This window comes from Pseudomonas sp. PDM15 (assembly GCF_014851565.1).
Classification (GTDB): domain Bacteria; phylum Pseudomonadota; class Gammaproteobacteria; order Pseudomonadales; family Pseudomonadaceae; genus Aquipseudomonas.
The window spans coordinates 112417-128470 of the sequence record NZ_JACVAA010000008.1; the positions used below are offsets into that span (position 1 = coordinate 112417).

At 62.7% G+C, this 16054-nt stretch carries 19 protein-coding genes and 1 tRNA gene; 13 read left to right on the forward strand and 7 right to left on the reverse strand.

What is annotated here, in order from left to right:
* The first annotated feature begins 32 nt into the window (after positions 1-32).
* From IB232_RS20570 to queF, 4 genes are all read left to right on the forward strand, one after another.
* Positions 33-572 carry a plastocyanin/azurin family copper-binding protein gene (locus IB232_RS20570; RefSeq protein WP_192400425.1) on the forward strand — a complete coding sequence of 180 codons (540 nt, stop codon included), beginning with the start codon at positions 33-35 and terminating at the stop codon, positions 570-572.
* Positions 573-583: 11 nt separating this feature from the next.
* Positions 584-2281, forward strand: coding sequence for a copper resistance system multicopper oxidase (locus tag IB232_RS20575; RefSeq protein WP_192400426.1), 1698 nt, complete (start codon positions 584-586; stop codon positions 2279-2281).
* Entirely contained in the window at positions 2268-2972 is a 705-nt protein-coding gene (locus IB232_RS20580) for a copper resistance protein B (RefSeq protein WP_192400427.1), read from the forward strand. Before IB232_RS20575 ends, IB232_RS20580 begins: the two co-directional genes overlap by 14 nt.
* 147 nt (positions 2973-3119) lie before the next feature.
* A complete protein-coding gene (gene queF / locus IB232_RS20585) occupies positions 3120-3947 on the forward strand; it encodes an NADPH-dependent 7-cyano-7-deazaguanine reductase QueF (RefSeq protein WP_192400556.1) in 828 nt (275 codons plus the stop codon).
* Between the two features lie 44 nt (positions 3948-3991).
* Here queF and IB232_RS20590 read toward each other — a convergent pair whose 3' ends face one another.
* From IB232_RS20590 to IB232_RS20600, 3 genes are all read right to left on the reverse strand, one after another.
* Positions 3992-4255, reverse strand: a complete 264-nt coding sequence (locus IB232_RS20590; protein WP_192400428.1) for a DUF4404 family protein — start codon at positions 4253-4255, stop codon at positions 3992-3994.
* A gap of 120 nt (positions 4256-4375) precedes the next feature.
* Positions 4376-5026, reverse strand: a complete 651-nt coding sequence (locus IB232_RS20595) for an HAD family phosphatase (RefSeq protein ID WP_192400429.1) — start codon at positions 5024-5026, stop codon at positions 4376-4378.
* Positions 5027-5090: 64 nt separating this feature from the next.
* Entirely contained in the window at positions 5091-5498 is a 408-nt protein-coding gene (locus tag IB232_RS20600; RefSeq protein ID WP_192400430.1) for an acyl-CoA thioesterase, read from the reverse strand.
* A 117-nt stretch (positions 5499-5615) separates the two neighbouring features.
* Here IB232_RS20600 and IB232_RS20605 point away from each other — a divergent pair, with 117 nt between their 5' ends.
* Positions 5616-6311 carry a VacJ family lipoprotein gene (locus IB232_RS20605; RefSeq protein WP_192400431.1) on the forward strand — a complete coding sequence of 232 codons (696 nt, stop codon included), beginning with the start codon at positions 5616-5618 and terminating at the stop codon, positions 6309-6311.
* Positions 6312-6374: 63 nt separating this feature from the next.
* On the opposite strand, the gene IB232_RS20610 is transcribed toward IB232_RS20605, so the two are convergent.
* Positions 6375-6674 carry a PilZ domain-containing protein gene (locus IB232_RS20610; protein WP_137971967.1) on the reverse strand — a complete coding sequence of 100 codons (300 nt, stop codon included), beginning with the start codon at positions 6672-6674 and terminating at the stop codon, positions 6375-6377.
* Positions 6675-6889: 215 nt separating this feature from the next.
* Here IB232_RS20610 and rssB point away from each other — a divergent pair, with 215 nt between their 5' ends.
* On the forward strand, positions 6890-8074 hold the full coding sequence (gene rssB, locus IB232_RS20615; RefSeq protein WP_192400432.1) for a two-component system response regulator RssB: 1185 nt from the start codon (positions 6890-6892) through the stop codon (positions 8072-8074).
* On the forward strand, positions 8071-8565 hold the full coding sequence (gene rssC, locus IB232_RS20620; protein ID WP_137971969.1) for an anti-sigma factor antagonist RssC: 495 nt from the start codon (positions 8071-8073) through the stop codon (positions 8563-8565). The genes rssB and rssC overlap by 4 nt, the downstream gene beginning before the upstream one ends.
* A 65-nt stretch (positions 8566-8630) precedes the next feature.
* Here rssC and tal read toward each other — a convergent pair whose 3' ends face one another.
* Together tal and dusA are read right to left on the reverse strand one after the other, a co-directional pair.
* Positions 8631-9554, reverse strand: coding sequence for a transaldolase (gene tal / locus IB232_RS20625; RefSeq protein ID WP_192400557.1), 924 nt, complete (start codon positions 9552-9554; stop codon positions 8631-8633).
* A 75-nt stretch (positions 9555-9629) separates the two neighbouring features.
* Positions 9630-10622 carry a tRNA dihydrouridine(20/20a) synthase DusA gene (dusA, locus tag IB232_RS20630; protein WP_192400433.1) on the reverse strand — a complete coding sequence of 331 codons (993 nt, stop codon included), beginning with the start codon at positions 10620-10622 and terminating at the stop codon, positions 9630-9632.
* A gap of 113 nt (positions 10623-10735) precedes the next feature.
* On the opposite strand from dusA, the gene IB232_RS20635 reads away from it, so the two are divergent.
* Positions 10736-11041, forward strand: coding sequence for a DUF2388 domain-containing protein (locus IB232_RS20635; protein WP_192400434.1), 306 nt, complete (start codon positions 10736-10738; stop codon positions 11039-11041).
* A 56-nt stretch (positions 11042-11097) separates the two neighbouring features.
* Here the strand turns inward: IB232_RS20635 and IB232_RS20640 are convergent, their stop codons facing one another.
* Complete coding sequence (locus tag IB232_RS20640) at positions 11098-12381, reverse strand: NAD(P)/FAD-dependent oxidoreductase (protein ID WP_192400435.1); 1284 nt, start codon at positions 12379-12381, stop codon at positions 11098-11100.
* A gap of 184 nt (positions 12382-12565) precedes the next feature.
* Here IB232_RS20640 and IB232_RS20645 point away from each other — a divergent pair.
* The 5 genes from IB232_RS20645 to rplT all read left to right on the forward strand — a co-directional run bounded on the left by IB232_RS20645 (position 12566) and on the right by rplT (position 15982).
* Positions 12566-12642: transfer RNA gene (locus IB232_RS20645), tRNA-Val, on the forward strand.
* Between the two features lie 224 nt (positions 12643-12866).
* Positions 12867-14789, forward strand: coding sequence for a threonine--tRNA ligase (thrS, locus tag IB232_RS20650; RefSeq protein WP_192400436.1), 1923 nt, complete (start codon positions 12867-12869; stop codon positions 14787-14789).
* Positions 14789-15340 carry a translation initiation factor IF-3 gene (infC, locus tag IB232_RS20655; protein ID WP_192400558.1) on the forward strand — a complete coding sequence of 184 codons (552 nt, stop codon included), beginning with the start codon at positions 14789-14791 and terminating at the stop codon, positions 15338-15340. Before thrS ends, infC begins: the two co-directional genes overlap by 1 nt.
* A 60-nt stretch (positions 15341-15400) precedes the next feature.
* On the forward strand, positions 15401-15595 hold the full coding sequence (gene rpmI, locus IB232_RS20660) for a 50S ribosomal protein L35 (protein WP_021701550.1): 195 nt from the start codon (positions 15401-15403) through the stop codon (positions 15593-15595).
* Between the two features lie 30 nt (positions 15596-15625).
* Positions 15626-15982, forward strand: a complete 357-nt coding sequence (gene rplT, locus IB232_RS20665) for a 50S ribosomal protein L20 (RefSeq protein ID WP_003243409.1) — start codon at positions 15626-15628, stop codon at positions 15980-15982.
* The last annotated feature ends 72 nt before the right edge of the window (positions 15983-16054 follow it).

Below are 16054 nucleotides of genomic sequence, written 5' to 3' on the forward strand. Positions count from 1 at the left end.
GAGTGGCGACACAACCTCAAGGGAGTTTGACCATGTCCGCACGTTTGTTCCTGCCGCTGCTCTGTGCCTTCAGCCTGCCGGCCCTGGCCGATGGCGGCCACTTCGCCTTTGGCCAACCGGCCGCGGCGGCCAAGGCCGCCCGCACCGTCGAGATAGTGCTGGGCGATATGTACTACGAGCCGGCCTCGGTACAGGTCAAGGCCGGCGAGACGGTGCGCTTCGTGCTGAAGAACCACGGCAACCTGCTCCACGAGTTCAGCCTGGGCGACGCTGCCATGCACGCCGAGCACCAGAAGCACATGCTGATGATGCAGCAGATGGGCATGATCGGTGAGAACGGTATCCAGCCCATGGACCATTCGAAAATGGATCACTCGAAGATGGGGCAGGGCATGGCCGGCATGGACCACGGCAAGATGGCCCATGACGACTCGAATACCGTGATGGTTCCCGCCGGCAAGAGCGCCGAGCTGACCTGGACCTTCAAGAAGGCCACCGGCCTGGAGTTCGCCTGCAATCTGCCGGGGCATTACCAGGCCGGCATGGCCGGCAAGCTGAACGTGCAGCCGTGAGGCGCCTGCTGATGTGCGCACTGCTCGGTCTGAGCCTGGGCGCCCAGGCCGGGCGCTACGAGCTGGTGATCGACGAGGGAGAGGTGCGCTTCAGTGACGGTAGCCGCCCGGCGCTGACCATCAACGGCCAGAGCCCGGCGCCGGAGCTGCGCTTCCAGGAAGGCGAGGAAGTGGAGATCGCCGTCACCAACAAGCTCGATCGCATGACCGCGCTGCACTGGCACGGCATCATCCTGCCCTACACCCAGGACGGCGTGCCGGGCATCAGCTTCCCCGGCATCGCGCCCGGCGAGACCTTCACCTACCGCTTCACCCTCAACCAGTCCGGCACCTACTGGTACCACGCCCATGCCGACTTCCAGGAGCAGGAGGGCCTGTACGGCCCGCTGATCATCGAGCCCAAGGGGCGCGAGCCGTACCGCTACGACCGCGAGTACACCGTGCTGCTGTTCGACTGGCAGGACGAGAAGCCCGAGCGCACCCTGGCCAACCTGAAGAAGCAGGCCGACTATTACAACGACCAGCAGCAGACGGTGGGCGACTTCTTCCGCGATGTGACTAGAGATGGCCTCTCCGCTACGTTCAGGGACCGCTGGGACTGGGGCAGCATGCGCATGGCCAAGACCGACATCGCCGATGTCGGCGGTTTCCGTTTCCTGGTCAACGGCCGCGACGCCGAGCAGAACTGGACGGCGCTGTTCAAACCAGGTGAGCGGGTACGCCTGCGCATCATCAACGGCTCCGGCATGAGCTACTTCGACCTGCGCATTCCGGGCCTGGCGATGACCGTGGTGCAGGCCGACGGCAACGATGTGCAACCGGTGGTGGTCGACCAGCTGCGCATGGCGGTGGCCGAGACCTACGATGTGATCGTCCAGCCCAAGGAAGATAAAGCCTACGCCCTGGTCGCAGAGTCCATGGACCGCCGCGGCCAGGCCCTGGCTACCCTGGCGCCGCGCGACGGCATGCGCGCCGAGGTGCCACCGCTGCGCGCGCCGCGCCTGCTGAGCATGGCCGACATGGGCATGAGCCACGATATGGCGGGGATGGATCATGGCGCGATGGCAGGGATGGACCATTCGGCCATGAAAGGCATGGATCACTCGCAGATGGCGGGTATGGATCATTCCTCCATGGCCGGCATGGATCATTCGGCCATAGCCCTCGCCGGCAACCCGGACTACGCCACCGGCAGCGGCATTGCCCCCGAGCCGGTCGATGGCGGGCGCGTGCTGGTCTACGGCGATCTCAAGGCCATGCGCCCAGCGGCCGGCTATCGCGCGCCGGACCGTACCATCGAGCTTAAGCTGACCGGCAACATGGAGCGCTACTTCTGGTCGTTCGACGGAGTGAAGTACTCCGAGGCCGAGCCGATCCGCCTCAAGTACGGCGAGCGCGTGCGCTTCCGCTTCGTCAACCAGACCATGATGAACCACCCCATGCACCTGCACGGCATGTGGATGCAACTCGACAAGGGCAATGGTCGCTTCAACCCGCTCAAGCACGTGGTCAACGTGGCGCCCGCGCAGAGCCTGGAGGTGGACGTACCGGTGGATGCCATGGGCGAGTGGGCCTTCCACTGCCACCTGATCTACCACATGGCCAGCGGCATGTTCCGCAAGATCGTGGTGGAGGCCCCGGACGGCAGTGCCCAGCCGTTCTACAGCGAGCAGCCGGCCGCCAAGGAGAACGAACATGCGCACCATTAATCTGCTGCCGATCCTGCTGGTGGCCACCCCGGCATTGGCCATGGAACCGCACATGGACGCCATGCCGGTGGCCAAACTGGCCGTGGATCATCTGGAGCAACGCTTCGATGGCGACGACCAGGCGCTGGCCTGGGAGCTGGAGGCCACTTATGGCAATGACCTGCACAAGGCGGTGCTGAAAACCAGCGGCGAGCGCGCCGACGGCGGGCCCTCCGAGTCCAGCGAGACCCAGCTGCTCTATCGGCGCATGGCCAGCGAGTTCTTCGATTGGCAGGCCGGCCTTCGTCACGACGACCAGCCGGGGCCAGCCCGCAGCTACGCGGTGCTCGGCATGAAGGGCCTGGCGCCGCAGTGGATCGAGCTGGACGCCAACCTGTTCCTCAGCGAGCGTGGCGACACTTCATTGCGCGTGGAGGCCGAATACGAGCTGCTGCTGACCCAGCGCTGGGCCCTGGAGCCTAAGCTGGAGTACGACCTGGCGCTGGACGACGACCGCGACCTGGGCATCGGTGCCGGTGGCAGCACCCTGGAAGCCGGGCTGCGTCTGCATTACCGGGTCAGTCCGCAGTTCTCGCCCTATGTCGGCTATGTCTGGGAAAAGACCTATGGCCGCTCGGGTGACTGGCTGCGTGCGGCGGGCGAGCATGACGAGGAAGGTGCCTGGGTACTGGGGATCAGGTTCTGGTTGTAAAGGGGAACCCCCGACCCTTTTGTAGCCCGGATGCAATCCGGGGGCGGAGTTGCCTGCTTCCCGGATTGCATCCGGGCTACGGGTGACGAGAGGGTGGCGGGCATGGGGTACAATGCCCGCCGTTTTTCCGCTTTCCAGGCCGCCGTCATGCAGCATCCCGCCGAACACTCGCCGCTGGGCAAATCCAGCGAATACGTTTCCCAGTACGCTCCCGAGCTGCTGTTCCCCATCTCCCGCACCACCAAGTGGGCGGAGCTGGGCCTGGTGGCCGGCAAGCTGCCGTATCAAGGTGTGGACTACTGGAACTGCTACGAGCTGTCCTGGCTGACTCCTTCTGGCAAGCCGGTGGTGGCTATTGGCGAGTTCGCCATTCTGGCCGACTCGCCGAATATCATCGAATCCAAGTCCTTCAAGCTCTATCTCAACTCGCTGAATCAGACCGCCTACGCCGATGCGGCCGAGGTCGAGGCGGTGCTGACGCGCGACCTGTCGGCCTGCGCCGGTGCGCCGGTGGCGGTGCGCGTGCGCGGCCTGGACGAAGTGGCTGCCGAGGGTGTGGCCGCGTTGCCGGGGCGTTGCGTCGACGATCTGGAGATCGCGGTGAGCGACTATGCCCATCCACGCCCGGAACTGCTGCGCTGCGGCGACGAGGTGGTGGAAGAGGTGCTGTTTAGCCATCTGCTGAAATCCAACTGCCCGGTCACCGGCCAGCCGGATTGGGGAACCCTGGTGGTCGACTACCGTGGCCCGCGCCTGGATGCGGCGAGCCTGCTGGCCTATGTGGTGAGCTTCCGTCAGCATCAGGACTTCCACGAGCAGTGCGTGGAGCGGGTGTTCCTCGATCTGCAGCATCTGCTGCAGCCGGAGAAGCTGACCGTGTACGCGCGCTACGTGCGCCGTGGCGGGCTGGACATCAACCCCTACCGCAGCACCGAGGCGATTACGCCGGATAACCGTCGGCTGGTACGCCAGTAACGAAAAAGCCCGCGAAAATGCGGGCTTTTTGTTTTCCGGCCAGGCTAGATGCCCATATTGGCCAGACTCTGCAGGATATTGCGCAACGTGCCGGTGAGAGTGGGGTGCTGGCTCTCGAAGCGCTCGACTGCCAGGTTGACGCCGTCCACCAGGGTGGCGTCGGGGTCGCTGGCCAGTTCCTGGGCCAGTTTCAGGTCGATCTCCTGCATCAGTTCGAGCAGCGCGGCACGGTCATCCGCGTCCAGCGGGCCCTCGACGGCGAGTTCCTCGCGCAGTTGCTGGAAGTGTTGCTGCAGGCGTACGGACATGGTCGTCTCCTTCGTGGCTACCGCAGAGTGGACCCGGTCTTTGCTTCCGGGTTCGCTGCATCTGCTTGAAGGTTAATCCAGGGTGCCGGTGCCTGCCTGATCCAGGACAAGTTTTGGGTGTCAGGGTTTTTCGCCCTTGCTGCGGCGCACGGCCAGGTCGCGCAGGCAGGCCGGTAACTCGCCGGGATGGTCGATCACCGAATGGGCACCGAGGCGATAGAGCTCCAGGGTGGCCTGGGCGCGCAGTTTCTCGCGCTCGGCGGCGCTCAGGGCCTGCCAGTCGCCCAGGGCCAGGCCGCACAGCGAACCGCAGGTGGCCAGACCGATGCACCACAGCCCGGCATTCAGCCCGGCCTGCAGCAGGCGTGGCTCGCTGGCGATCAGCACGCAGCCTTCCAGGCGCTCTACCCGCAGCTGGCCGAGCGCCTGCCAGATGGCGTCCGGCGCCGGCCAGGGGCGCGCGGTGCTGGTGTTGGCGGCGGGTATAGTCTGGGGCAGGGCGCTGGACAGCTGGTGAGTCACCTCGGCGGGCAGCTCGTCCAGCCAGGCATGCGCCAGGCGCTGGTTGTGCAGACGCTGCAGCAGCTCGCTCACGCCCGGCAAGGCCTCCGCGCGCTCGGCAGCGCTGGCGAGCAGGGCGGACAGCAGTCCGGGATCGTGTGGATCGGCGAGGCCGCTGTGTTGCAGGGCGACCGGCAGGGTGCGGGCACCGTGGTCGACCAGGCAGCCGGTCAGGCCGAAGAGCAGGGCGGTGAACTGTGGCTCAGGCATGGCGACTCGCTTCCCGACGGATTCGGGGCAGGGTAGCGAGCGCCTGTGACGTTCCCGTGACGGCTTATGCGCCCATCACCTGGCGCACGTCGTCCGGCACGGCGACGGAGGCATTGCTGCCGTGATCGATCCACACCAGTTTGCAGTAGCCCTCGCCGTAGCAGGTGTGCGGGTCTTCCAGGGTGCTCAGGCGGTGTTCCACCACCAGGCTGCTGCGCCCCACGGCGCCGGCGTACAGCTCGACCACCAGGGTGGCTGGGTGCACCACAGGTTTCAGGTAGGTGTGCAGGGTCTGCAGTACCACTGGGCCCTGCGGCGCGTGGTCGATGTCGATGCCGACGCTGGCGAACCAGCCCACCCGCGCTTCCTGGACGTATTCCAGGTAGACGGTGTTGTTGACGTGGCCGTAGTTGTCCATGTCGCCCCAGCGCACGGGAATATGGGCGGTATGGAGGAGGCGTTTATCCGACATGCTGGACTCCGCTATGCTGCTGCCATACGAGGCGGCGAAGTTTATACTGCGCCGCCTGAGCGAATTCTTGGTCGGCCGCGGGGCCGCCACACTACTGATGCAATGGGGAGACTGCAAATGCGAATGATCGAGTGGCTCGATCGTCTGGGCCGCCTGTGCGCTTGCGCCGTGCTGGCCGTACTGCCTCTGGCGGCGAATGCCGCGGAGGAAGATCCCTGGGAAGGCTTCAATCGCCCGATCTTCCGCTTCAACGACACCCTCGACACCTACGCGTTGAAGCCCGTCGCCAAGGGCTACCAGGCGGTTACTCCGCAGTTCTTCGAAGATGGTGTGCACAATGTGTTCCGCAACATCGGCGACGTGACCAACCTGGCCAACAATCTGCTGCAGGGCAAGGTGCATGATGCCGGCGTCGACGGCAGCCGCCTGATCTTCAACACCACCTTCGGCCTGCTCGGCTTCTTCGACGTGGCCAGCGAGATGGGCCTGCAGCGCAGCGACGAGGACTTCGGCCAGACCCTCGGCGCCTGGGGCCTGGGCAGCGGCCCGTATCTGGTGGTGCCGCTGCTCGGCCCGAGCAGCCTGCGCGACGCCCCGGCCAAGATTCCGGACAGCTTCCTCGGCCCGTACCCCTACATCGACCACGTGCCGACCCGCAACGTCACCCGTGCGGTCAACGTGATCGATACTCGCGCCAGCCTGCTGTCGGCGGAGAAGATGGTTTCCGGCGACAAGTACATCTTCATCCGCAACGCCTACCTGCAGAACCGCGAGTTCCGCGTGAAGGACGGCGAGGTGGTGGACGACTTCTGAGTCGCTCACACGCCATGAAAAAAGGCGGCCCCTGGGCCGCCTTTTTCGTTTCCGTCACCGGACTCAGCTCATCGACAGGATGGCCAGCCCGATGGAGGTTCGACCGTTTTCCAGTGGGATGATGCGTACCACCTCGGTCTGGGCCTCCAGGCCCTTGAGTTCGCTGTGATCGGAGGGAATATGGACTTTCACCTGGTCACCCATGGCGACCTGGCAGTCGGCCTCTACCTGCATGCCGGTGCTGGACAGGTCGAGGCATTGGGCCGGAATTTCTTTGCCAGCGTGGTGAAGGATGACCGGGGTTTCCAGTCGCATGCGGATGAAGTCACGTTTCTCGCTGTAGGCACGATCGTTCTGGCTCATGGACCCTATCCTCTTGTTGTAAAGGCGCTCCCCGAGGGTCTTATAACCCCCGTCGATTTGAGGTGTAAAGGCACCCGGCGACAATCGGCAGGCTGCTTGAATCGCCTGGCGGATGGGAGTACCGTCTGCGCCTTGAATCGTCCGAGTACAGGTGTTTTGCCTGGTTACGGACGGCAAATTCAATTTCTCTCCGGCGTCGTTTGCCTGGATGGCCCATGCATAAAACCAGCGCCAAGCTGCTGCTTATCGATGATGACGAGGTAGTGCGAGCGAGTCTCGCGGCCTACCTCGACGACAGCGGTTTCCAGGTCCTGCAGGCCGGAAACGGGCTGCAAGGGCTGGAAGTGTTCGAACGCGAACAGCCCGACGTGATCATCTGCGACCTGCGCATGCCGCAGATCGACGGCCTCGAGCTGATTCGTCGGATCAACGTGATCAACAGCGAAATCCCGGTCATCGTGGTATCCGGCGCCGGGGTGATGAGCGATGCGGTCGAGGCCCTGCGGCTGGGCGCCGCCGACTACCTGATCAAGCCGCTGGAAGACCTGGCCGTACTCGAGCACTCGATCCGCCGCGCTCTGGATCGCTCCCAGCTGCGCCTGGAGAACCAGCGCTACCGCGAGAAGCTGGAAACCGCCAACCGCGAGCTGCAGGCCAGCCTGCACCTGCTGCAGGAAGACCAGAACGCCGGGCGCCAGGTGCAGATGAACATGCTGCCGGTGACGCCATGGCAGGTGGATGGCCTGGAGTTTTCCCACCAGATCATCCCGTCGCTGTATCTGTCCGGTGATTTCGTCGACTACTTCCGAGTGGACGAGCGCCGCGTAGCCTTCTATCTGGCCGATGTTTCCGGCCACGGTGCGTCCTCGGCCTTCGTCACCGTGCTGCTCAAGTTCATGACCACGCGCCTGCTCTATGAGTGGCGGCGCAACGGCATCCTGCCGGAGTTCAAGCCTTCCGATGTGCTCGGGCACATCAATCGCGGCCTGATCAACTGCAAGCTGGGCAAGCACGTGACCATGCTCGGCGGCGTGATCGACGAGGAAAGCGGCAAGCTGACCTACAGCATCGGCGGCCATTTGCCCCTGCCGGTGTTGTACAGCGAAGGCGAGGCTAGCTATCTGGAGGGCCGCGGCCTACCGGTGGGACTGTTCGAGGAGGCCACCTACAGCGATCTGGTGATGCAGTTGCCGCAGTCCTTCAGCCTGAGCCTGATGTCCGACGGCATTCTGGACCTTTTGCCCGGCGATACGCTCAAAGAAAAGGAAGCCGCGCTGCCCAGACTGATCAGCGAGGCGGGAGGCACTCTCGACGGGTTGCGCCAGGTGTTCGGGCTGGCCAATCTGCGTGATATGCCGGATGATATTGCCTTGCTGGTGTTGAGCAGGAACCTTGCATGAATCCTGGGAATAGCCCCGGTAGGATCCAGTTCGCCGAGCAGGACGGTACGTTCGTCCTGAAGTTTGTCGGTGAAGTCCGCCTGACCTTGTGTTCGGCGCTGGATGCAACGATCGAGAAAATCTTCACGGCGCTGAATTTTTCGGCGATCGTCATTGATCTTACGGAAACCCGCAGCATCGATAGCACCACGCTTGGTCTGCTGGCCAAGCTCTCCATCCTGTCCCGGCAAAAGATCGGCCTGCTGCCCACCGTGGTCACGACCCACGAGGACATCACGCGCCTGCTGCAGTCGATGGGCTTCGATCAGGTGTTCAATATCGTCGACCGTCCGATTCCGTGTCCGGAGTGCCTGAGCGATCTGCCTTCGCAGGACCAGTCGGAAGAAGTGGTCAAGGCCAAGGTACTGGAAGCGCACCGTATCCTCATGGGGCTGAACGACTCCAACCGCGAGGCCTTCCATGATCTGGTGAACGCGCTGGAGCGCAGTTGAGCATTCACTGAGGCATGAAAAAGGGCGATCTCCGCAGGGAGATCGCCCTTTTTGTTGTCTTCGAATCAGCGCCGCGCGGCGAGCAGTGCCTCCAGCTTTTCCTGATCGCGGGCGAACAGGCGGATGCCTTCGGCTAGCTTCTCGGTGGCCATGGCGTCTTCGTTCATGGCCCAACGGAAGCCCTTTTCGTCCAGCGGCTGGCGTGCTTCGCCGGTACCGGCGGTAAGGATGCGCGGCAGCTCGCCCTGGTCGTCGGCTAGCTGTTGCAGCAGCTCCGGGCTGATGGTCAGGCGGTCGCAGCCGGCCAACTGCTCGATCTGTCCCAGGTTGCGGAAGCTGGCGCCCATCACCACGGTCGGATAGCCATTGGCCTTGTAGTACTGGTAGATGCGCGAGACGGACATTACGCCTGGATCCTCCGCGCCGACGAAGTCGCGGTCCTCGGCCTTCTTGTACCAGTCGTAGATGCGGCCGACGAAGGGCGAGATGAGAAACACGCCGGCATCGGCGCAGGCAACGGCCTGGGCGAAGGAGAACAGCAGGGTCAGGTTGGTCTGGATGCCGGTCTTTTCCAGTTGTTCCGCGGCGCGGATGCCTTCCCAGGTCGAAGCGATCTTGATCAACACGCGCTCGCGCCCGATGCCGGCCTGGTCATACAGCCCGATGATGCGCTCGGCGCGGCGCAGAGTGGCCTGGGTGTCGAAGGACAGGCGGGCATCCACCTCGGTGGAGATACGCCCCGGAATCACCTTGAGGATCTCCTGGCCAACGGCCACGCCGAAGCGGTCGCAGGCCAGGCCCAGGTCGCCGGCGCAGCCGCCGACCGCCTGATCCAGCAGCTCGCTGTAGCGGGGCAGGGATGCGGCCTTGAGCAGCAGCGAGGGGTTGGTGGTGGCATCGACCGGCTTGAGGCGGCTGATGGCGTCGAGGTCACCGGTGTCGGCGACCACGGTGGTGAACTGCTTGAGTTGGTCCAGCTTGGAGGTCATGACGAGGCCCTGTCGTTGCATGACCCCGACCTTACCCGAGCCGAGCGGGCTGCTTCAACGTCTGGCGCGGGCTTTTCAGTGGCCAACGAGCAGTTCTATGGCCTGGTCGAGCAGGGCCAGCGGATCCTGGGTCTTGTGCACGTCCACCGAGAGCAGCTGGCGGAAGCGGCGGGCACCGGTAAAACCCTGCGCCAGGCCCAGTACGTGGCGAGTGATGTGGTGCATGGCGCCGCCCTCGGCAATGTGCTTCTCGATGTAGGGGCGCATGCGGGTCAGCGCCTCGGCGCGGCTGATCACCGGTTTGTCCTGGCCGAACAGTTGCTGGTCGACCTGCGCCAGCAGGTAGGGGTTGTGATAGGCCTCGCGGCCCAGCATCACACCATCGAAGGTCTGCAGGTGCTGCCGGCATTCTTCGAGGGTCTTGATGCCGCCGTTGAGGGCGATCTCCAGCTCCGGGAAATCTCGCTTGAGCTGCGCGGCTACTTCGTAGCGCAGCGGCGGCACCTCGCGGTTCTCCTTGGGCGACAGGCCTTCGAGAATGGCGATGCGCGCATGCACGGTGAAGCTGGTGCAGCCGGCGTCGCGCACGGTGCCAACGAAGTCGCACAGCTCGGCGTAGCTGTCGCGGCCGTTGATGCCGATGCGGTGCTTGACCGTGACCGGGATCTGGACCTTGTCCCGCATGGCCTTGACGCAGTCGGCCACCAGTTGCGGGTGGCCCATCAGGCAGGCGCCAATCATGTTGTTCTGCACTCGATCGCTGGGGCAACCGACGTTCAGGTTGACCTCGTCGTAGCCATGCTCTTCAGCCAGGCGCGCACAGGCTGACAGGTCGGCCGGATTGCTGCCGCCCAACTGCAGTGCCAGCGGATGCTCGCACTCGTCGTAGCGCAGGAAGCGCGCGGCATCGTTGTGCAGCAGTGCCCCGGTGGTGACCATCTCGGTATACAGCAGGGCCTGGCTGGAGAGCTGGCGCAGGAAGTAGCGGCAGTGGCGATCCGTCCAGTCCATCATCGGAGCCACGGAGAAGCGGCGGGAGGGTTCTGGGCGTTGCGGGGAGGTCGACATGGGGCGCTGCGTGAATGTGGAAACGGCCGGCATTCTACCGCAGTTGGCGACAGCCGATCCGGACGGCTGCTATTCTGGGTTCAGCGTTTCGGTTCGATAGGGAGATGACACTCATGCAAAGCAAATATTGGCTGGCGGCGCTGGCTCTTGGTTTCAGCCTGCAGGCGGCAGCCACCAGTTTCGTGGTGACTACCGACGGTATGGTCAATACGGTCGAAGGGACCAGCGACGTGACCTCGTCCTCGTTTGGTGATGACAAGGTAGTGCGCGAGGCCAAGGATGATGCCGCGAGCTTCGTCGCCAGCCAGGGCGACATTCGTGGCGCTCACCTGGAGGCGGCCTTCCAGCACATTCGCGGCAAGCTGCCGGAGCTGCAGGTGAACGACATGCAGCTGGCCCAGGCCATCCTCGCCTTGTGAGCGGAGAGCGGTATAAAAAACGGCGCCCTGAGGCGCCGTTTTCGTTTGTAGCGAGGTTACACGCCCAGCTTGTCGCGCAGGCTGTAGTACCAGGCGCCCAGGGCGCTGAACGGCACCTGGAACAGGCGACCACCGGGGAACGGGTAGTGCGGCAGGCTGGCGAAGGCGTCGAAGCGCTCGGCCTGGCCGCGCAGGGTTTCCGCCAGCAGCTTGCCGGCCAGGTGGGTGTAGGTCACGCCATGGCCGCTGCAGCCCTGGGAGTAGTAGATGTTGTCGCCGAGGCGGCCGACCTGCGGCAGGCGCGACAGGGTTAGCAGGAAGTTACCGGTCCAGGCGAAATCGATCTTCACGTCCTTCAATTGCGGGAAGGTCTTGAGCATCTTCGGCCGGATGATCGCCTCGATGTTCGCTGGATCGCGTGCGCCGTAGACCACGCCGCCGCCGAAGATCAGACGCTTGTCGGCGGTCAGACGGTAGTAGTCGAGTAGGTAGTTGCAGTCCTCGACGCAGTAGTCCTGCGGCAGCAGGCTCTTGGCCTGCGCGTCGGACAGCGGCTCGGTGGTGATCACCTGGGTGCCGCAGGGCATGGACTTGCTGGCCAGCTCCGGCAGCAGGTTGCCCAGGTAGGCGTTGCCGGCCACCACCACGAACTTGGCCTTCACCCGGCCTTGCGGGGTGTGCACCACCGGGTTGGCGCCGCGCTCGACGCGGACCGCCGGGCTCTGCTCATAGATGATGCCACCGAGGGATTCCACGGCCGCTGCCTCGCCGAGAGCCAGGTTGAGCGGATGGATATGGCCGCCGCTCATGTCGAGCATGCCGCCGACATAACTGTCGGTGTCCACCACTTCGCGGATGCGCTTCTCGTCCAGCAGCTCCAGCTGGGTGTGGCCGTAGCGCTCCCACAGCTTCTTCTGCGATTCCAGGTGCTTCATGTGCTTGGGAGTGTTGGCGGCAAACACGCCGCCATCCTTCAGGTCGCACTGGATGTCGTACTTGGCGATACGCTCGCGGATGATGCGGCCGCCTTCGAAGGCCATCTGCCCCAGCAGTTGGGCCTGTTTCGGGCCGACGGTGCGTTCGATCACGTCGATGTCGCGGCTATAGCTGTTGACGATTTGTCCGCCGTTGCGGCCGGAGGCACCAAAACCGACCTTGGCGGCTTCGACGATGGTGACCTTGAAGCCATTCTCCAGCAGGAACAGGGCGGTGGAGAGGCCGGTATAGCCGGCGCCGATGATGCAGACATCGGTCTCGGTCTCGCCCTGCAGGGCCGGGCGCTGCGGAGCAGGATTGGCCGAAGCGGCGTAGTAGGACTGGGGATAGGGTGTGTGCGCCATATTTGAACCTATGTTCTTTATTTTTTACGGAATGAGCCGATGCTACCCGAGTCAAAATGCGCCGGCTAGCCTCCGTGCAAAATTTTTAACGCTTGGCTGTGCAGCAAAAAATCCGTTTATTCAGAGGCTTAGCGAAAAAGATGTTGACACTCCGGCGGATCTCCCTAAAATGCGCCTCCATTGCAGGCACATAGCTCAGTTGGTTAGAGCACCACCTTGACATGGTGGGGGTCGTTGGTTCGAGTCCAATTGTGCCTACCAAATCCGAAAGGGGTCGTACATACGACCCCTTTTTTATTGGCTGCTTGTCAGGGCTGCGGCTTTCTGGAAGCATCCGCGATTCGTTTACCTCCAGTGACTGCGGTCTGTCCCGGTTTGCCGCAAGGCTCCTGCCATCGTCTGGCAGGCATATCGCCGGATCGCTTCCTGGCTCATCCCAACCCACGTGACCTTTGGTAGGGGTCACCACTAGGAGAGGAGGCGCCATGCCCATCATTACTCTTCCCGACGGCAGTCAGCGTTCGTTTGATCGTCCCGTTTCCGTGCTCGAGGTGGCTCAGTCCATCGGCGCCGGTCTGGCCAAGGCCACCCTGGCCGGCAAGGTCAACGGCAGGCAGGTAGACGCCTGTGACTTGATCGAAAGCGACGCCACCCTGCAGATTCTCACGCCGAAGGACGAAGAGGGGCTGGAGATCATCCGCCACTCCTGTGCGCACCTGGTCGGTCACGCGGTCAAGCAGCTCTATCCGAACGCCAAGATGGTGATCGGGCCGGTGATTGAGGAAGGCTTCTATTACGACATCGCCAGCGATCGTCCCTTCACGCCTGAAGACATGGCAGCCATCGAAAAGCGCATGGCTGAGCTGATCGACAAGGATTACGACGTCATCAAGAAGATGACTCCGCGTGCCGAGGTCATCGAGCTGTTCAAGTCGCGTGGCGAGGAATACAAGCTGCGCCTGATCGACGACATGCCGGACGAGCAGGCCATGGGTCTGTACTTCCACGAAGAATACGTCGACATGTGCCGCGGCCCGCACGTGCCCAATACGCGCTTCCTCAAGTCCTTCAAACTGACCAAGATTTCCGGTGCCTACTGGCGCGGCGACTCGAAGAACGAGCAGCTGCAGCGCATCTATGGCACCGCCTGGGCGGACAAGAAGCAGCTGGCTGCCTATATCCAGCGTATCGAAGAGGCCGAGAAGCGTGACCATCGCCGCATTGGCAAGCAGCTGGACCTGTTCCACCTGCAGGAAGAAGCCCCAGGCATGGTGTTCTGGCATCCGGCTGGCTGGACCGTCTACCAGGTGCTCGAGCAGTACATGCGCCAGGTGCAGCGCGAGCATGGCTATGTAGAGGTGCGCACCCCGCAGGTGGTCGACCGCATTCTCTGGGAGCGCTCGGGTCACTGGTCGAACTACGCCGAGAACATGTTCACCACCAATTCGGAAAACCGCGACTACGCGGTGAAGCCGATGAACTGCCCGTGCCACGTGCAGATCTTCAATCAGGGTTTGAAGTCCTACCGTGACCTGCCGCTGCGCCTGGCCGAGTTCGGCGCCTGCCACCGCAACGAGCCGTCCGGCGCGCTGCACGGCATCATGCGCGTGCGTGGCTTCACTCAGGACGACGCGCACATCTTCTGCACCGAGGAGCAGGTGAAGAAAGAGGCGGCCGACTTCATCAAGCTGACTCTGCAGGTGTATTCCGACTTCGGCTTCTCCGATATCTCGATGAAGCTGTCCACTCGTCCGGCCAAGCGTGTAGGTTCCGACGAGCTGTGGGATCGCGCCGAAGGTGCGCTGGCCGATGCGCTGAACGAGTCGGGTCTGGAGTGGGAATATCAGCCGGGTGAGGGCGCCTTCTATGGTCCGAAGATCGAGTTCACCCTCAAAGACTGCCTGGGGCGTAACTGGCAGTGCGGCACCCTGCAGTACGATCCGAACCTGCCGGAGCGCCTGGATGCCAGCTATATCGCCGAAGATAACAGCCGTATTCGTCCGGTCATGCTGCACCGTGCCATTCTCGGCTCCTTCGAACGCTTCATCGGCATGCTGATCGAGCACTACGCCGGTGCCTTCCCGTCCTGGCTGGCTCCGGTCCAGGCGGTGATCATGAATATCACCGACAAGCAGGCCGATTTTGCCCTGGAAGTCGAGAAAACTCTCAACCAAAGCGGGTTCCGTGCCAAGTCCGACTTGAGAAACGAAAAAATCGGCTTTAAAATCCGCGAGCATACTTTGCTCAAGGTTCCCTATCTCCTGGTTATTGGCGACAGGGAAGTTGAGACACGATCCGTTGCTGTGCGTACCCGCGAAGGTGTCGACCTGGGCTCCATGCCTCTGGAACAATTCGCCGAACAGCTCAAGCAAGCGGTTTCCCGGCGTGGTCGCCAAGATTCGGAGTAATCATTATTAAGCGTGAAATGAGACAGGATAAGCGGGCCGTCCCAAAGGCACCGATCAACGAGAACATCACCGCACGTGAAGTCCGCCTGATTGGCGCGGATGGCGAGCAGGTTGGCATTGTTTCGATTGATGAGGCACTGCGCATCGCCGAAGAGGCGAAGCTGGATCTGGTAGAGATCTCGGCTGATGCAGTCCCGCCAGTTTGCCGCATCATGGACTACGGCAAGCACCTGTTCGAGAAGAAGAAGCAAGCTGCTATCGCGAAGAAGAACCAGCACCAGCAGCAGATCAAAGAAATCAAGTTTCGTCCAGGGACGGAAGAAGGGGATTACCAGGTAAAACTACGCAACCTGGTACGTTTCCTTAATGAAGGGGACAAGGCCAAGGTATCCTTGCGATTCCGTGGTCGTGAGATGGCCCACCAGGAGCTGGGTATGGAGCTGTTGAAGCGGGTCGAAGCCGACCTCGCCGAACTCGGCACCGTAGAACAGCATCCTAAGCTGGAAGGACGCCAGCTGATGATGGTCATCGCTCCCAAGAAGCGTAAATAACCTCCCGGGCACTGGCAGGCCTGATGGTTATCAGTTGTTAATGAATGCGGAGTACCAAACATGCCAAAGATGAAAACCAAAAGCGGCGCGGCTAAGCGTTTCCTGAAAACTGCTGCCGGCTACAAGCACAAGCACGCTTTCAAGAGCCACATCCTGACCAAAATGTCCACCAAGCGTAAGCGTCAACTTCGCGGTAGCGAACTGATGCATCCGTCGGACAAGGCAAAAGTCGAGCGCATGCTGCGCGTTCGTTAATTCGGTCAAGATATTTAGAGGTAATTACTCATGGCTCGTGTTAAGCGTGGCGTTATCGCTCGTGCTCGTCACAAAAAAATCCTGAAACTCGCCAAGGGCTACTACGGCGCACGTTCGCGCGTGTTCCGCGTTGCCAAGCAGGCTGTGATCAAGGCAGGCCAATACGCCTACCGTGACCGCCGTCAGCGCAAGCGTCAGTTCCGTGCTCTGTGGATCGCTCGTATCAACGCTGGTGCTCGCGTCAACGGTCTGTCCTACAGCCGTCTGATCGCTGGCCTGAAAAAAGCGTCGATCGAAATCGACCGCAAGGTTCTGGCCGATCTGGCAGTGAACGAAAAAGCGGCGTTTGCTGCGATTGTCGAGAAAGCTAAGGCCGTTCTGGCTTAAGTCCCCCGACAATCACCGGGCTCGCCCGGTGGCAACGTCAAAGATAGGGGAAGAGCCTTCAAGCTCTTCCCC

Coding starts and splice junctions, on each gene's coding strand:
- IB232_RS20570 (WP_192400425.1), top strand. CDS start 33: ATGTCCGCACGTTTGTTCCTGCCGCTGCTCTGTGCCTTCAGCCTGCCG.
- IB232_RS20575 (WP_192400426.1), top strand. CDS start 584: ATGTGCGCACTGCTCGGTCTGAGCCTGGGCGCCCAGGCCGGGCGCTAC.
- IB232_RS20580 (WP_192400427.1), top strand. CDS start 2,268: ATGCGCACCATTAATCTGCTGCCGATCCTGCTGGTGGCCACCCCGGCA.
- queF (WP_192400556.1), top strand. CDS start 3,120: ATGCAGCATCCCGCCGAACACTCGCCGCTGGGCAAATCCAGCGAATAC.
- IB232_RS20590 (WP_192400428.1), bottom strand. CDS start 4,255: ATGTCCGTACGCCTGCAGCAACACTTCCAGCAACTGCGCGAGGAACTC.
- IB232_RS20595 (WP_192400429.1), bottom strand. CDS start 5,026: ATGCCTGAGCCACAGTTCACCGCCCTGCTCTTCGGCCTGACCGGCTGC.
- IB232_RS20600 (WP_192400430.1), bottom strand. CDS start 5,498: ATGTCGGATAAACGCCTCCTCCATACCGCCCATATTCCCGTGCGCTGG.
- IB232_RS20605 (WP_192400431.1), top strand. CDS start 5,616: ATGCGAATGATCGAGTGGCTCGATCGTCTGGGCCGCCTGTGCGCTTGC.
- IB232_RS20610 (WP_137971967.1), bottom strand. CDS start 6,674: ATGAGCCAGAACGATCGTGCCTACAGCGAGAAACGTGACTTCATCCGC.
- rssB (WP_192400432.1), top strand. CDS start 6,890: ATGCATAAAACCAGCGCCAAGCTGCTGCTTATCGATGATGACGAGGTA.
- rssC (WP_137971969.1), top strand. CDS start 8,071: ATGAATCCTGGGAATAGCCCCGGTAGGATCCAGTTCGCCGAGCAGGAC.
- tal (WP_192400557.1), bottom strand. CDS start 9,554: ATGACCTCCAAGCTGGACCAACTCAAGCAGTTCACCACCGTGGTCGCC.
- dusA (WP_192400433.1), bottom strand. CDS start 10,622: ATGTCGACCTCCCCGCAACGCCCAGAACCCTCCCGCCGCTTCTCCGTG.
- IB232_RS20635 (WP_192400434.1), top strand. CDS start 10,736: ATGCAAAGCAAATATTGGCTGGCGGCGCTGGCTCTTGGTTTCAGCCTG.
- IB232_RS20640 (WP_192400435.1), bottom strand. CDS start 12,381: ATGGCGCACACACCCTATCCCCAGTCCTACTACGCCGCTTCGGCCAAT.
- thrS (WP_192400436.1), top strand. CDS start 12,867: ATGCCCATCATTACTCTTCCCGACGGCAGTCAGCGTTCGTTTGATCGT.
- rpmI (WP_021701550.1), top strand. CDS start 15,401: ATGCCAAAGATGAAAACCAAAAGCGGCGCGGCTAAGCGTTTCCTGAAA.
- rplT (WP_003243409.1), top strand. CDS start 15,626: ATGGCTCGTGTTAAGCGTGGCGTTATCGCTCGTGCTCGTCACAAAAAA.